Consider the following 15,804-nt stretch of genomic DNA (forward strand, 5'->3'; position numbering starts at 1 on the left):
TTTTTCCTCCCTCTACATGGATAATATGTCAGCTAATTGATAAGTTTCTTTATCTAATTTTTTCTCAATGCTTAGTGCTTTTTCAATATCTACACCAATAATTTCATTTCCTTTAATCCCTACAACAAGGCTTTGTTTTCCTTCTATTAATAAATCTACTGCCTTAGCTCCCATTTTACTAGCCAAAACACGGTCAAAGGCGGTTGGACTTCCACCCCTCTGAGTGTGCCCTAATATAGTAGCTCTTGTTTCAATACCTGTCATTTCTTCAATGGTAGCACCTAGTTCAATAGCTCCTCCTACGCCTTCTGCTAGTAGGATAATACTATGTAGTTTTCCTCGATTTTTACCTTTTATGAGTTTTCTACAAACTTGTTCAATATCTAACCCTACCTCTGGTATAATAATACTTTCAGCACCCCCGGCTAATCCAGCATGGAGAGCAATGTCTCCGCAGTGTCTGCCCATAACCTCTATGATATTGGCCCTACCATGAGAAGTAGAGGTATCTCTAATTCTGCTGATGGCCTCCACTACCGTATTCATAGCAGTATCAAAACCTATAGTATAGTCTGTATAAGCCAAGTCATTATCAATAGTTCCCGGTACACCAATCGTTGGTATACCTAATTTACTTAATTCCTCAGCTCCTCTGAAGGACCCATCCCCCCCTATGACTACCATGCCTTCTATACCAAAGACCTTCATAACGTTTAGTGCCTTTTTTCTTCCTTCCTCTGTTCTAAACTCTTCACTTCTAGCAGTTCTTAATATGGTGCCTCCTCTATGAATAATATCTGCAACAGAAGATAGATTCATTTCCTCTAACTGTCCTTGAATCAAACCATCATACCCTCTTCTAACCCCTATCACCCTACAGCCTTTGGCTATTGCATTCCTTACAACAGCTCTTATGGCAGCATTCATACCGGGAGAGTCTCCTCCACTAGTTAACACACCTACTGTCTTCATTACTGTTACCTCCATTCTATCCTAGAGGGTCATTTTTTGTCCCTATGGACAAAACCTATCCCTATAGGTTATTAACTAAAAAATAGGGACTTATATTGCTATAAGCCTTGTTGCAATAATATTGTATGTACCTCTTCAACCTCAGATCTAGGAACCAGAATCTCGCAAGTACCTTGGTCATTATTTTTACTTATGGGTTTTACTTTTACTAAGAAGCCTTCTTTTACCAATATTTTCTCAATATGTTGAGCATCTTCCCTGGTGTTTGCCATATACACTACTGTCCACATTTTTACTTCGAGGCCTCCTTCATCATCAGTCTTCTTCCATTGTACCAGTATTATGTAATTTCTTAATAACAATTATATATAATTTATGCTATCTTTTCAAACAAAATTCTACTAAAGTATGTGAGATTTTATGACTTTTCTTGTAGAAAAGCCATAAAATCTCAGGTATTTACTTAATTTTAACAGATTCTTCACCAAAAATCTGTGATAATTCTTTTATTAAGTCATCATTAAGTTTTACCCATAAATCTCTATCTGCCCTGAAAACTTTATTTTCGTTTTCGATGTAGACATAAAGCGGAACACTTCCATGATACTTTCTTAATATATTTTTAGCCTCATGCACTAAAACCATGTCACTTTTTTCTCTGATTTTCAGATACAATTTTTGGGTTTCAAGTTTCGCTAATGGTCTTATTGTATTGGTTAAAATTTTAGGACTTTCTTCATCTTTTAAACTTAATGTACCTTCTATGATGACTAGATTTCCCTCTTGAAGTAAATTTGCATGTTGATTCAAGACATTGGGAAATACAATACATTCCATTGTCCCCAATAAATCTTCTAGTGTAATAAAAGCCATTAGTTTATTATTTCTTGTAGTTTTTGTTATCTTTTCTAATATCATACCTCCAACAATAATTTTCTCTCCATCTTTATGTTCTGTTTCTTGAGGATTTTCCATAATTTCATTGATATTGCTGCTATTAATACTGGTAAAATATTTTAGCTCTTGTTGAAGTTCTGCCAATGGATGCCCACTAATGTACAGACCTAGTACATCCTTTTCCATATTTAATCTTATCTTATCCTGAAACTCTTTTATATTTGGCAAAGGATCTTTTTTAAAAGAAATGGTTGCATCCCCTGTCATATCAAATAAACCAAGCTGTCCTTGAATCTTTCTTTTCTTATCTTGATTGATACTGTCTAGTAAATTTTCATATACCCCCATCAATTGAGCACGATAAATCTTTAGACTATCAAAAGCACCGCACTTAATTAAGCTTTCTACAGCTCTTTTATTGAGGTCTTTGGCATCGACTTTTTGACAAAAATCGCTAAAACTAATAAATTTCCCTTTTTCATCTCTAGCCTGTACCATCGTTTGAATCATATTTACTCCTACATTTTTTACAGCAGCTAAACCAAATCTGATTTTTTCTCCTTCTACTGTAAAGGTACTATAACTCTTATTGATATCAGGGGGTAAAACTTCTATTCCCATTCTCTTACAATCCTGAATATACTGTACCACCTTTGGCGTGTTTCCCATCACACTGGTAAGCAACGCCGCCATGAATTCTACAGGATAATAGGTTTTTAGGTAAGCCGTTTGATAGCCTAAAATTGCGTAGGCAGCGGCATGCGACTTGTTGAAGGCATAGTTAGCAAAGTCAATCATATCGTCATAGATTTTATTAGCAATCTCCTCAGGAACACCATTTCTAATACAACCTGGAATCTCGATATTTCCTTCCTTATCTAGCTTTCCATAGATAAAATACTGGCGCTCTTCCTCCATAACATCTCTCTTTTTCTTGCCCATAGCCCTTCTAACTAAATCACTTCTACTATAACTATATCCTGCTAAATCTCTTACAACCCTCAATAGTGATAGGTAAGACTTTGATGTTATCTCCACCTTTTCCCCCACTCCACACCGTACATGAGAGTTTCCTGCTCATACGGCGTTCCATCGAAACACTAACAATCTGAATAATTAACGTTAAGATTTAATCAAGATTAATTTGATAATTATGCGACCTTTATTTCACTTTCTTACATACTCCACAATCTCTGCTTCACTCCATTGTTTGATGTCTTTTATTGTATAAGAGTTGCTACCTCTAGTTGTACTCCCTCTATTTGTCTTTATTGTCCTATAAGCTAATAGGATATTTTCTTCACTGATGATAATTTCATATAATTTGTAGAAGTTTTCCTCTCTCTTAGCTCTAGCATAAAGATTATCAAATGTTTTCTGCGTACCGTAATATTCATTGTATCTCAATGTATCCTTTTTCTTTTTCTCTTGATTTTCTCTTATCAAAGTCACGTCCCATCAAAGTTAATTTGACAGTACATTCTCTTAGTCATACTCGAACCTTTGAAATTATCATTTCGATAATAACGTTATATTTTGATTGTTAATCATTCCGACTAAAGCCCATCCCTCCACGACTTATTATCACCGCTTCTTCGGTACTATGGCTTCACTATCCCTTGGATTAAGATAAGTTATAGTTATCTTTCAACCTTTCCTTATCAACATTTCATCAGAATCGAATTTCTTCCCTGTTCCAAGCTTTCCACGTTCCCATAACTCTAGCTTTACATATATCCTTAGGTGCTTCCTTTAAGCCCGTCAGCTTGATAGTGCCTGTAACACTATAGGGTCTTTCATAAAGCAAAATCTTACTCAACCCCACTGACACCCCACAAGAGGCTGTAGCATTTCTACTACTCAGAACTCAGGACCCGTACATTCGGAAGTTCGTCAGTATTTATGAATACATTCTCACCATAGATATTTTATAGCCTCTAGGTCTATCAGTTACAACATATACCTCTATATGTTTTTCCTCAGCATCCCTACTTGAGTCATAGCTTCTCTGTTAGGGCAACCTTCAACCTGCCTTACCCAGCTTCATACAATCGAGTATTCGACCTCTCATGCATGTGGGGACTATTAGAGAGAGCATTTCGGGGCGTTACTCCTTCATTCTACTCTTCCAGTTATGAGTTCAACTGAATTGATTCAGTTGTCACATCCTCGGTATTACTACCTTTCTGCGAAACGTGTCGCACTGACCTGCTCCTGATACACTAAACATCCATAAGTAACCTCCATAATCGGCTTTAACTTTTCATGTAGATACTCTATTTTTGAAGGATCGTTTTTATAAGCGATATACTTTGGAATGGAATCCATTGGCCCTGGTCTAAAAAGAGAGATTCCAGCGATAATATCTTCTATAGAATCGGGTTTAAGTTCCTTCATAAACTGAATCATACCAGCACTTTCCAGTTGGAATAGTCCTAAAGTTTCTCCTCTACTAATGATCTCAAACACTTTTTTGTCTTTATATTCACAGGAGGAAAAATCTATTTTTTTATCATGATTTTTTTCAATCAAGTCAATGGCATCTCGAATCACTGTTAGTGTCCGTAATCCAAGAAAGTCCATTTTTAGCAAACCCAACTCTTCTAAATTACCCATAGTAAACTGAGTGGTTACACTTTTATCATGCATATATAAAGGAACATATTCATCTAAGGCTTTTTTAGAAATCACCACGCCAGCAGCATGGGTAGAGGCATGTCTAGGTAATCCTTCTAGTTTTTTAGCTATTTCAATTAAATATCTGGCTTCCTCATCCTCATGATAAATTTGTTTCAACTGAGGATTGACCTCCAGTGCTTTATCAATGGTCATACCTATAGCAAAAGGGATTTGCTTTGCGATTTGATCCACCTTATTATAAGGCATATTAATCACTCTACCTACATCTCTAATAGCAGCCCGTGCCGCCATAGTTCCAAAGGTGATGATCTGCGCCACCTTTTCGCTGCCATATTTTTTCTTTACATAATCAATGACTTCTTCACGACGTTCATAACAGAAATCTATATCAATATCTGGCATACTTATTCTTTCTGGATTTAGGAAACGTTCGAAGATAAGATTGTAACGAATAGGATCGATATCGGTGATACCCAAAGTGTAGGCTACAATACTCCCGGCGGCACTTCCACGGCCTGGACCTACTGGAATATGATGGTCTTTAGCATACTTTATAAAGTCCCACACAATAAGAAAATATTCGGCATAACCCATTTTCTCTATTACCTTAAGTTCATACTCTAATCGGTCCTTCAATGCCTGCGCAGGATGATGGTAGCGATTATTTAATCCTTCATAGCATAGTTCCTTTAAATATTGTTGTACACTATATCCCTCTGGTGTATCATATTGCGGCAGATGGATGGCATTAAAGTCAAATTCTACGTTACACCTTTCTGCAATTTTTACTGTATTTGCTAAAGCCTCCTGTGCATAAGGAAATAATTCTCTCATCTCCTGAGGAGTTTTTAAATAAAATTCATCATTTGGAAACTTCATTCTTTCTTGATCTTCTTGAATCTTACCCGTCTGGATACATAACAAAATATCATGGGCTTCAGCATCTTCTTTATGAATGTAATGTACATCATTGCTTGCTACCAAGGGAATACCCGTCTCTTTGCTAAGTTTTACCAACTGGACATTTACTTCCTTTTGTTCCTGCAGTCCATGATCCTGCAACTCTAAATAAAAGTTATTTTCCCCATAAATCCCTTGCAACTTTAATGCTATTTCCTTTGCTTTAGCATATTGACTATTTAGCAGACATTGTTGAATATCTCCTGCTAGACAAGAACTTAAAGCAATTAAGCCTTTGCTATACTTTTCTAGCTCTTCATAATCCACTCGCGGCTTATAATAGAAACCATATAAATAAGAATGGGATACTAATTTGATAAGGTTTTGATATCCTTCCATATCTTTTGCTAATAAAACCAGATGTCCTTGATACTTATCTTTATTGGGATCTTTATCCCGCATTCCTCTTGCAGCAGTATAAACTTCGCAGCCTATAATCGGCTTAATACCCTTCTTCATAGCTGCTTTATAGAACTCTACTACACCAAACATAGTTCCATGATCAGTGATAGCAATAGCCTCCATATCTAATTCCTTTGCCCGATCCATCACCTTATGAATTGTAGTAAAACCGTCTAATAAACTGTATTCCGTATGAAGGTGTAGATGAACAAAGGCTGCTGGCATAGAATGATTGCTTCTTGAATCCACAGTGACCTCCCTCCCTTCCTCATGTGAAGATACTCAATGCTTTTCATAATATAAATTTACAACTTTCCTTCTATAATTTTATCATATGTACATAAATTTTACTGTTTTTTATCTTATTTTCTAATCGAGGGCATTAACTTAAGTTAATTATTTCCAAAACCCTTCTCAATTTGTCATCCTGAGCATAGCGAAGGATCTTGAAGTAGCGAACAATTTTCTTAATTATAAGATCCTTCGACTTCGCTTCGCTCCCCTCAGGATGACAACTCATGGCTTAAGTTAACCCTAATGAACTTCTAATAAGAGTATTTGGCCATTTCTCTAAAGATAAAGATAATTGGCAAAGTTTCGATTTTATGTTACACTAAAATTATGATAGTTTTTTAACAAGTGCGTCTATAGCGCTACAGATGATGTAAGTTCACTGTTTTATATACAAGTTTGTTTAACTAATAGCATCTTAAAATCGCAATGTAAAGTCAGCGAAGTGATCGAAGGGGGAAAAATGTTGAGTACTTTAATTGTTGCTTGTAAAACTATTTCTGATGAACTAAATATGGCCATCGAAGAAACCGATTGCAAATATCCAGTCTTGTGGATAGAATCTGGATTGCATCTAGTTCCTGATTCTTTAAAAAAACGATTGCAAGAAGAATTAAATCATATATCTAATGTGGATCGAGTTTTGATGGCTTTTGGTTTTTGTGGAAATTCTCTTCTAGGCATTACTGCACCCACCTATCCCATCATCTTTCCGCGGGTAGATGATTGTATCACATTACTTTTAGGCTCCTGTCAGAAACGCAAGGAAATTTCCGACGAAATGGGTACTTATTTTCTTACACAGGGTTGGCTAAATTTTGAAAAAAACATCTGGGTGGAATATCAAGAAACGGTGAATCGTATGGGCAAAGCGAGAGCTGATAGAATATTTAAAACAATGCTTCAACATTATAAAAGATTAGGCGTTATAGAAACTGGTGCGTATGATCTAGAGGATTTCTTGAATACTACGAAGCTTATAGCAGATGACTTAAACTTAGTTCACGAAACCATCCCCGGCAGTCTACACTATATGAAAAAACTCTTAACTGGTCCATGGGATGAAGAATTTGTTACGATTCATCCTGGAGAAACCGTTTCACTTTCTCACCTAAAGGTTCAAACCTATGTAAATAGTTGATAGATAATGAAAGCCCCTATATCCTCCGTTGTTTATCTCGGAAAATATAAGGGCTTTTAAAAATTTCTTATTTCTGTGATACTTCAATAAAATTTAGTTACTTTCCCCTACATTGGTCATAGCTCTTTCTTTTCGCAAGGTTAATAAACATAGCACTACACCACCAGCTAAAATTCCAATCCCAGCAATAATAAAAGAAAATCTTCCTGTACTGATGTCAAATAATCCTTCTATAAAAGATAAAACAAAGGGAGACACGAACTGTCCTAAGCTCATGGCACTGGTTACAACAGCAATTGCCAATGTCGTTGTAGACTTTTGGGTAATCTCCGCAATCTTAATCATTAACGCAGGCATGGCGGTTCCAAACCCTGTGCCTATGATAAGAGCAGCTATTAAAATTAGATTAAGACCTTGAGGATAGCTTATTATCAAGAAACCGATTCCTGTCATCACAACACTAACGGGAATAACAAATCCCTTTAAACACGCAGCGACTTTTCCAAAGATTATACCTGCCACCAGTCCCCCTACTGTCATAAGGGTAATTGCTACTCCTGAAGAAGCGGCATTTCCCAAACCTTCTTCTGTAATTACCATAGCCGTATTGGTGAAAAAGGAAAAAACCAATAAGGAATATACAAATGTAGCTAATGCAATAACATGGATTGGAGCACCTAAAGGTACTTTTTCAGTACTTACGTGCTGAGATTGTTCTGGGTTTGGCAGTTTGAAAAATGTTATTACAAGTACTCCCGCTCCTATTAAATAGACTAAAAATACATAGTGCCAGTCTATAGTACTTAAAAAGCCAGCAGCCAGGCTGGTTACAATGGCGCCAGTATTTACAACAGCACTTTGTAATCCCATCATAGCTGCCCTTTCTTCCCCATCAAAAAAGTCTGCAATCAGTCCTGTAGCCAAAGGTAGGATAAAGCCCATACCAATACCTAAAACCCCTCTTAATACCAGTATCAAAGTTAGGGTGTTGACAAAACTAGGACCTACTCCTCCAATTAGAAATAACGAAATTCCCATAAATAAAAGCTTTCTCTTACTTATAAAGCTGGATAATCTACCGCACAGCAAGGTGAAAGGTATCACCAACAGTGCTGGTAAAGAAACAATCAACTTAATTGTATTAGGATCTGCACTTGGAAATGCCAGACTTATATCTCCAAGAGCCACTGATGCTGATGTCACCGTCAATGGTAATAGCGATATGGATAATACTGCTATTTTTAACATTGCATTTTTCATAATTATAAACCCATCCTTTTCTATAAATTTCCCCCAATTTTAAGCACTAAAAAGGATATAGTAGAAATTCTTTGTAACTGTCGAAACTATTACTATGAATGTATTTTAGAATGATCCAGCTGAATTTCTTAAGAGATAGTTATCCTCTCTTTTATAGCTACACACCTTTACGTCTTAGTTATAGCATCATCAGCTATAAACTTCGTCCCTGGCTAAAAAATAACCAAGGACGAAGTCATAGCCTTAAAATATTAAAAATACATGGACCCAGCAAAAATAGAAGAAAATTTGGGATAAGAAGCTAGCTCAACATATTCAGCAAATTCAGCGATGGCAGCCCCCCGTTGATATTCCTTAGAAGAAAGCAATGCCAATCTCGCCCCCGTCCCAGCAGCATTTCCTACCATTCTTATCTTGTTTTCTAACGTTTTAGGAATTAAGCCAATCACACAGGCACTATGGGGATTTAGATAGTTTCCAAAGGCACCTGCCAATAGTACTTCTTTGATATCCTCCACTACAATACCATACTTATCTATCAATACTTTGATACCAGCAGCCATTGCTCCCTTTGCCAACTGAAGTTCTCCAATATCTTTTTGTGTCACCAGGATTGGTCTTCCATGGAAGGTAGAGGACCCATCTACTAATAAGAAGGCTGGCTTGCCTTCATACTGAATAATATTTTCTTTAAACCCCTGAACCATTGGGTTTGTCATCTTCTCAGGAGATATAAACCTTCCCCTTTTATCCAAGATTCCAAGTTCTAAGAGTCCTGCCACCACATCTAGGAGACCCGATCCACAAATTCCCTTTGGTTTTCCCTCACCTATAACAGAGTATCTTAATTCGCCTTCAAAAGTAACATGATCAATTGCTCCTATTGCTCCCCTCATCCCACTGCTTATTTGTGCCCCTTCAAAGGCTGGTCCGGCAGCGGAGGAACAGGTGAATAACTTATGTTTTGAACCTAGAGCAATTTCTCCATTTGTTCCAATGTCAATCATCAATTTTACTTCTTCACTTCGATCCATTTGAGTGGCTAAAAGCACCGCCACAGTATCAGCACCTACAAAGCCTGCAATATTAGGTAACACAAAAATCTTTCCAGCTTTATTCATATCAATAGGAAATTTAGAAGCACTTAGTATTAAAGGGGCCGTAGTGGTAGGTATATAGGGTGATTGCGAAAGATATTTGGGGCTTAGCCCTAAGAAAAGATGGTGCATGCAAGTGTTTCCTGCAATAGCCATGGCATAAATGTCGTCACTGCTTAGACCCACTTTTTCAGTAGCCTCTTTAGCCAGTTTACTGATGGCTCCTGTTACTGCCTCCTGCAACCTTTCTAAGCCTTTTTCCTCCTGATTGGCATAATTCATACGTGTTATGACGTCTGCACCAAACTTAGTCTGAGGGTTTACAGTAGAAACAACACTTAATTCCCTTCCTGAATGAAGGTCCATAAGGTATCCCACAATGCTGGTGGTGCCTATATCAAAAGCCATTCCTGTTAGTCTCTCAGTAGTGTCCTGCTGTTCAATACCCAAAACTTCATGACCATATGTAATTGCTGTCAACTGATGCTGGTTGGTCCGCAAAGCTTTTGATAGTTGATATAAAACAGAGATTTCTGTCTCCGCCATAGTAATATATTGACTTTCCTCTGGAAACAAACTAGCCCTAAAGCGTTTCCAATCCGACTGATAGTTTTCAAGAGATGCCTTTTGGACTTCAATATACTTTTTACATAAATGAGGTGCAATCTCCATAGATCCTTCTTCTGCTGTCGATAGTATTTGATGCTGTGCAGTATTCGTCTGAAGAAGTTCAACCACCATATCACTGTGAATTTCCGTAAAACAAGCAAGGTGGATTCCTTGGCTTGTTTCTTTTTCTCCAAGAAATTTTTCTTCATCAGCATGGGACTGGAAGCTTCCTTCTAAAATCCTTACCCGACACTTTCCACACTTTCCTCCACTGCAAAGAAAATCAAAGTCCACCCCAGCTTCTTTGATGGCTTTCATTACGGTACTTCCTTCAACAACATTTATGATCTGTCCTTCAGGCCGAAAAACCACTTTGTACTCCTTCAATCAGTTCCCTCCTTTCAACCTATAGGTGCAGTTTTCACCTCCAAAGCTATTGGCTTACTCCCTGCAACTTAATATAATCTCCTCTAAAATAAGTGATTCCTATACCCATTGGCTTATTATTATTATCATATAGTTTCTGTTCTACCACCAATAAAGCAAGGTCATCGGATATATTAAGTAACTTCTTGGTTTTTTCTTGGGGAATTTTTGCATGAATCATTATTTCTTTTTTCATAGCAAAAAGAGATATATTCTTAGAGATCATTTCTGGAAGTGTTGCTTCCTTGATTTCTGCTTCTACAATGGGTATACCTTTTTGATAAAGCAGATACTTAATATCATAAGCCATCGGTTCTCCCTCAGTGTAAAACAATCTGCGTATCATAACAACCTTCTTATTCTTATGAATTTGCAGGCTATTTACTAGTCTTTCACTTGGCTTAGTGATGTCTACTGCCAGCAGTTTTGTATTGTCTACATTATTAATCAAGTTGTGCATCTCATCATAGTAAATGGTATATTTGTTATACTGGGGCTTTTCAACAAAATATCCTTTTCCTGGAACAGAATAAATATATCCTTCGTTAGACAAAATAGAAAGACCTTTTCTCACTGTCATCCTACTGGTATCATACTCTTTACATAAAGTTGTTTCAGAAGGCAGATCATCCCCCGCCTTCAATTCCCCACTATTTACTTTATTTCTAATATCTTCTACTATTTTAGCGTATACCGGATTTTTCATCGTCTATAACTCCCTACTTATTCATCCATTCTAAACATATTTTTGTTCCTGCAGAAGCATCATTGGCAAAACCATCTGCCCCAATATATTTGCATGTATCTATATTTATATGATTAGCCCCTATGATCACCTTCACTTGATCTCTTATACCAGCTTCCACCAATGCATCTACTATTTCCTTCATGGGCTCGATTGTATAAGTTAATACCCCACTTAATCCCACAATATCAGGCTTATTCTCTATAACCTTTTGTGTAAATACTTCTTTAGAAACATCTACCCCAAGATCAATTACCTTGAAACCGTTTGTTTCAAGCATACCCTTAAATATATCCTTGCCAATATCGTGTATATCTCCCTGTACAGTGCCTAAAACTACTTTCCCTACCTTGCTATTATATTCACTATGAAAGTGCATTGTCATTTTATCTAGTGTTAAAACCTCTTTAAAAATAATTCCTGCCATAATCAAGTCAGCAATATAATAGTCTTTTTTCGCATACAAAAGACCTACCTTATTCATTCCTTCATTGATTATTTCCAACAAAGATAGTGGCTCTATTCCTGCATCTAAAGCTTTCTGTGCTAGTTCAATGACAACGTCCTCGTTCAATTGCTCTACATTTTTTATAATTAACTCTTTTAATTCCTCTAATTTATCCATCTTCTCCTCCGTTATCCCTTGATCTATTTTATATTAACCTTCTATACCTACCTTTGCAGTTCATATTCAAGTATTCATATATGACTTCTATCTACTATATTATGCCGATGTAATTCCTTTGTCAACACCATGTAAATTAGAAGTATAACTGCAAGTTATATATCAACCAAGGGTGATAACGCTACCTATACGCTCCTTTACTGAACCCAATCTTGGCAAATTTTTACCCCTTCTGCAGCATTGGTGGTAAAAGCATCTGCTCCTACATGTTCACAAGCCTCTTTTGTTACAGGATTCCCACCAATGATGATTTTCACATCATCTCTTAGTCCTTCTTTCTTCATTTCATCTATGATATTTTTCATAGAGTCAATTGCTAAAGTAAGTACACCACTCATTCCTATGATCTTCGGTTTTACCTCTTTGATCTTTTCCACAAAGGCATCTGGTGATTGATCAATACCGATATCATATACTTCAAAACCAGCTGCTTCTGACATACTTCTAAATATGTTTTTGCCAATATCATGTAGGTCTCCTTCTACTGTACCTAGAACAATGCTGCCTACTTTTTCTGTTGTACCTGAACCAATCACAGGCTTTAAAGTTTCAATAGCACTGGTTAACAGTTCCCCTGCAAAGATGAGATCCCCCACAAAATACTCTCCCTTGTCAAACAGATCACCTACGATTGCCATCCCTTGTTGACATGCATTTACCACCTTTTGAGCATCTGCTTCGCTTGGGTTTGTTTCTACAAAATCATTTAGCATCTCCAACACTTCATCTTCGTCAAGTTCTCCCACTGCATGTGTTAGTGCACTTAGATCCATAGCTAAATTTGACACTTCAGGCTCCCCCTTTTACTATTTATATTCTCTAAACCACTAATGTGATTATGAGCCTATTATATAAACATCTAATACATTTTTAACTATCCTCTACCGAAACAATTCTTGTTTGTAAAAAGTTTTTGTATAAATAGCACTTGTATATACATGTATGCTATCTGTATATACTTTAAATTATAACAGACATTTATCTTCTGTCAATATACTTGTGTGGTTTTTAAAAATTTTCAAAAAACTTTCATCCATTTAAAATGGCAGTTGCAACTCTTATCTTATATAGAATTACAACTGCCTTTTGTTTTTCTTCAAATTTTTACATTAATAATGCCATAATAAAATTAAACATCATTTCTTCATAGGTTTGCACCTTGGGACCCATGACACCTTCAAGTCTTTCTTCAAGTTCTGGATGTGCTGCCTTGTATTCTTCCCATGTCTTATAATACTTTGTATTCATACAACATCCTCCTTTACAACACTGAAATTTACCATCAAGAACATATCTGCTGTTTAGTTCCTTTATCTTACAAATAGTCTTTATAGTAATTATATCAAATTTCTTAGGAGGGTCAACAAATTTACCCATTATTTATATAATTTGACACTTGTTGGTTACTCTGTTAAGATGTCTTCAACTTTACTGATTTCAGTTATTTTGCATCTTCTAGTTATATTATTGAATCAATAAAACACTTTTTACATTAATAGTGACATAATAAATCCGAACAACATCTCTTCATAGCTTTGCAACTTAGGAGCCATTACCCCTTCCAGTCTCTCTTCGACTTCTGGGTGTTCTGTCTTATATTCTTCCCATGTCTTGTAATATTTTGTTTCCATATAGCTCCTCCTTCTAGTAGTGTGCATTCTCAGCTACATATTCCACTACCGCCTGTAGATTTTCAATATTAACACTATCTACAGTGATAATGCTCTTATCGAAACCAAAATAATATTTCCCGCCAGGTGCAAGAATATCAATAAGTTCCTTCGCTTTATCAATACACTGTTCTTTTGTTCCTGTCTTTAATAATGTAAGCGGATAAAAACCTGTAATGATATGCTTTTTACCTAGCTTTTCTTTTACGATTTTTGGATCTCCAAATTCGAACATCATTCTTGTATTTTCTGGTAATTCATATAAGTAGTCAATGTATCTCATCCAATCATGCTCAACAAACAGTGTCGATGGTTGTCCAGCAGCTGCCATATCTTCCACTAGCTTTTTAAAAGTTGGCCAGTAATACTTTTCAAAGTCCTTTGGACGTATATATGGTGCCATATGTAATGGAATAAAGGTAGAACCGTACTTTGAAGGATTTTTAGGTACTCCCTTCTTTACCATCATAGGAGTAATTGCTTCGCAAGCCGCTGCTAACTTATCAGGACATCGTCTAAGATCGCTTGTAACACCTTTGAAACCTCTAATTAGGTCAGCTACCATATCAAAAGGTGCTTCAGTAGCTCCTGTAAATAACGGAGGTGCATAGCCATGCTTTTCAGACAGTTTTCCAAATATTTTTCCCATGTTACCTGTTTCATCATAGAATGCCTTAAATGCTTTTGCTAATACTATGGACTTTTGTGCTGGATTCGTATCTAGTTCTGTATACAATCTTGGGATGACCTTCTCCATAATACAGTCATAAGGTGAAGCGATAAATTCATCATATTCTTCTGGTTCCAATCCATGAACCTCTGGATGTTGTAAAAACCCACTGGAGCCCATCACAAAGGTTTTTGCTCCTAATATTTTATAATAGGAAGGAAATCTTATAGAGCTTAGTGGTAACGTATCGGAAGCAAAGTCCTGACATACCTTATCGAGAATTTCCTCTAACATAGTGGTATCCCACTGTTCCTTTGCTAAGTCTTTACCTGCATACTGTATAGCAAACTCAGATGAAAATCTTACAGCACCAATAGGTACTCTTTTGGGAATTTTTCCATCTACTAGGTTTCGAAATAATTGCGTTCTTTCTTGAGCTAGCGTTATGGTATCTAAAGCTACTCTATCACTCATATTACTTCACCCACCCTTGGCAAATCTTCACACCTTCTGCAGCATTTGTAGTAAAAGCATCTGCTCCAACATGCTCGCAGGCTTCTTTGGTTACAGGATTACCACCGATGATGATTTTTACATCATCTCTTAATCCTTGATTTTTCATTTCATCTATAATATTTTTCATAGAATCAATGGCTAAAGTAAGCACGCCACTCATTCCTATAATCTGCGGTTTTGTTTCTTTAACCTTTTGTACAAAAGCTTCTGCTGATTGGTCGATACCGATATCATGTACTTCAAAACCAGCTGCTTCTGACATACTTCTAAAGATGTTTTTACCAATATCATGTAGGTCTCCCTCTACTGTACCAAGAACAATGGTGCCTACTTTTTCTGTAGATCCAGAACCAATTACTGGCTTTAATGTTTCAATAGCACTGGTTAGTAATTCTCCTGCAAAGATTAAATCACCAACAAAGTACTCTCCCTTGTCAAATAAATCCCCTACAACTGCCATTCCTTGTTGGCATGCGTTTACTACCTTTTGTGCATCTTCTTCACTTGGGTTTGTTCCTACAAATTCATTTAGCATCTCTAATACTTGATCCTCATCAAGCTCCCCCACTGCTTGTGTCAGTACATTTAAATCCATTGCTAATTCTCCCATTTTGACTTCCCCCTTATTTATATAAGTTAATATATTTTCTCTCAATCCATAAAATAATTAAGAGTTTGATAACACAAATTTCAAAATGTTTTCAATCACCTTGAAAAAACAAACCGCTAGAATCAATGTGTTTTTATATTTCTAGCCTTTATTCACTTGCACTGAAGGTTGTATTCTAACGTTAAATGCATTTATAACTATACTTGTATATAC

The 15,804-nt window shown here is 36.4% G+C and carries 15 protein-coding genes and 1 pseudogene; 1 reads left to right on the forward strand and 15 read right to left on the reverse strand.

Annotated elements, in window-relative coordinates; translation table 11 throughout:
• Nucleotides 1-12: 12 nt before the first annotated feature.
• From pfkA to dnaE, 6 genes and pseudogenes are all read right to left on the reverse strand, one after another.
• Nucleotides 13-972, reverse strand: coding sequence for a 6-phosphofructokinase (gene pfkA / locus CACET_RS15750; protein WP_044824129.1), 960 nt, complete (start codon nt 970-972; stop codon nt 13-15).
• Between the two features lie 98 nt (nt 973-1,070).
• Nucleotides 1,071-1,262 carry a hypothetical protein gene (locus CACET_RS15755; protein ID WP_044824130.1) on the reverse strand — a complete coding sequence of 64 codons (192 nt, stop codon included), beginning with the start codon at nt 1,260-1,262 and terminating at the stop codon, nt 1,071-1,073.
• A gap of 169 nt (nt 1,263-1,431) precedes the next feature.
• Complete coding sequence (locus CACET_RS15760) at nt 1,432-2,907, reverse strand: helix-hairpin-helix domain-containing protein (RefSeq protein ID WP_052661295.1); 1,476 nt, start codon at nt 2,905-2,907, stop codon at nt 1,432-1,434.
• Between the two features lie 129 nt (nt 2,908-3,036).
• Nucleotides 3,037-3,315 (reverse strand): hypothetical protein, encoded by a 279-nt coding sequence (locus tag CACET_RS15765; protein WP_044824131.1) that lies wholly within the window; start codon nt 3,313-3,315, stop codon nt 3,037-3,039.
• A gap of 226 nt (nt 3,316-3,541) precedes the next feature.
• Nucleotides 3,542-3,688: a hypothetical protein gene (locus tag CACET_RS20605; RefSeq protein ID WP_158386109.1), complete on the reverse strand. Its 147-nt coding sequence runs from the start codon at nt 3,686-3,688 to the stop codon at nt 3,542-3,544.
• A gap of 386 nt (nt 3,689-4,074) precedes the next feature.
• Nucleotides 4,075-6,096 (reverse strand): annotated as a pseudogene (gene dnaE / locus CACET_RS15770) (DNA polymerase III subunit alpha); the annotation flags it as partial.
• Between the two features lie 532 nt (nt 6,097-6,628).
• On the opposite strand from dnaE, the gene CACET_RS15775 reads away from it, so the two are divergent.
• Complete coding sequence (locus CACET_RS15775; RefSeq protein ID WP_044824132.1) at nt 6,629-7,303, forward strand: DUF1638 domain-containing protein; 675 nt, start codon at nt 6,629-6,631, stop codon at nt 7,301-7,303.
• Between the two features lie 93 nt (nt 7,304-7,396).
• Here the strand turns inward: CACET_RS15775 and CACET_RS15780 are convergent, their stop codons facing one another.
• The 9 genes from CACET_RS15780 to CACET_RS15810 form a co-directional block, all read right to left on the reverse strand.
• Entirely contained in the window at nt 7,397-8,563 is a 1,167-nt protein-coding gene (locus CACET_RS15780) for an MFS transporter (protein ID WP_044824133.1), read from the reverse strand.
• A 251-nt stretch (nt 8,564-8,814) separates the two neighbouring features.
• A complete protein-coding gene (locus CACET_RS15785; protein ID WP_044824134.1) occupies nt 8,815-10,656 on the reverse strand; it encodes an ASKHA domain-containing protein in 1,842 nt (613 codons plus the stop codon).
• A 46-nt stretch (nt 10,657-10,702) separates the two neighbouring features.
• Entirely contained in the window at nt 10,703-11,401 is a 699-nt protein-coding gene (locus tag CACET_RS15790) for a GntR family transcriptional regulator (protein WP_044824135.1), read from the reverse strand.
• A gap of 13 nt (nt 11,402-11,414) precedes the next feature.
• Nucleotides 11,415-12,065, reverse strand: a complete 651-nt coding sequence (locus tag CACET_RS15795; protein WP_044824136.1) for a cobalamin B12-binding domain-containing protein — start codon at nt 12,063-12,065, stop codon at nt 11,415-11,417.
• Nucleotides 12,066-12,262: 197 nt separating this feature from the next.
• Entirely contained in the window at nt 12,263-12,913 is a 651-nt protein-coding gene (locus CACET_RS15800; protein WP_479722636.1) for a cobalamin B12-binding domain-containing protein, read from the reverse strand.
• Nucleotides 12,914-13,229: 316 nt separating this feature from the next.
• Nucleotides 13,230-13,373: a hypothetical protein gene (locus CACET_RS20750; RefSeq protein WP_169747289.1), complete on the reverse strand. Its 144-nt coding sequence runs from the start codon at nt 13,371-13,373 to the stop codon at nt 13,230-13,232.
• Between the two features lie 239 nt (nt 13,374-13,612).
• Nucleotides 13,613-13,756 carry a hypothetical protein gene (locus tag CACET_RS20755; protein ID WP_169747290.1) on the reverse strand — a complete coding sequence of 48 codons (144 nt, stop codon included), beginning with the start codon at nt 13,754-13,756 and terminating at the stop codon, nt 13,613-13,615.
• Nucleotides 13,757-13,769: 13 nt separating this feature from the next.
• Nucleotides 13,770-14,939 carry a uroporphyrinogen decarboxylase family protein gene (locus CACET_RS15805; protein ID WP_044824137.1) on the reverse strand — a complete coding sequence of 390 codons (1,170 nt, stop codon included), beginning with the start codon at nt 14,937-14,939 and terminating at the stop codon, nt 13,770-13,772.
• A gap of 1 nt (nt 14,940) precedes the next feature.
• Nucleotides 14,941-15,591, reverse strand: a complete 651-nt coding sequence (locus CACET_RS15810; protein WP_044824138.1) for a cobalamin B12-binding domain-containing protein — start codon at nt 15,589-15,591, stop codon at nt 14,941-14,943.
• Nucleotides 15,592-15,804: the final 213 nt, after the last annotated feature.

The sequence above is a fragment of the Clostridium aceticum genome (genome assembly GCF_001042715.1).
GTDB lineage: Bacteria > Bacillota > Clostridia > Peptostreptococcales > Natronincolaceae > Andreesenella > Andreesenella acetica.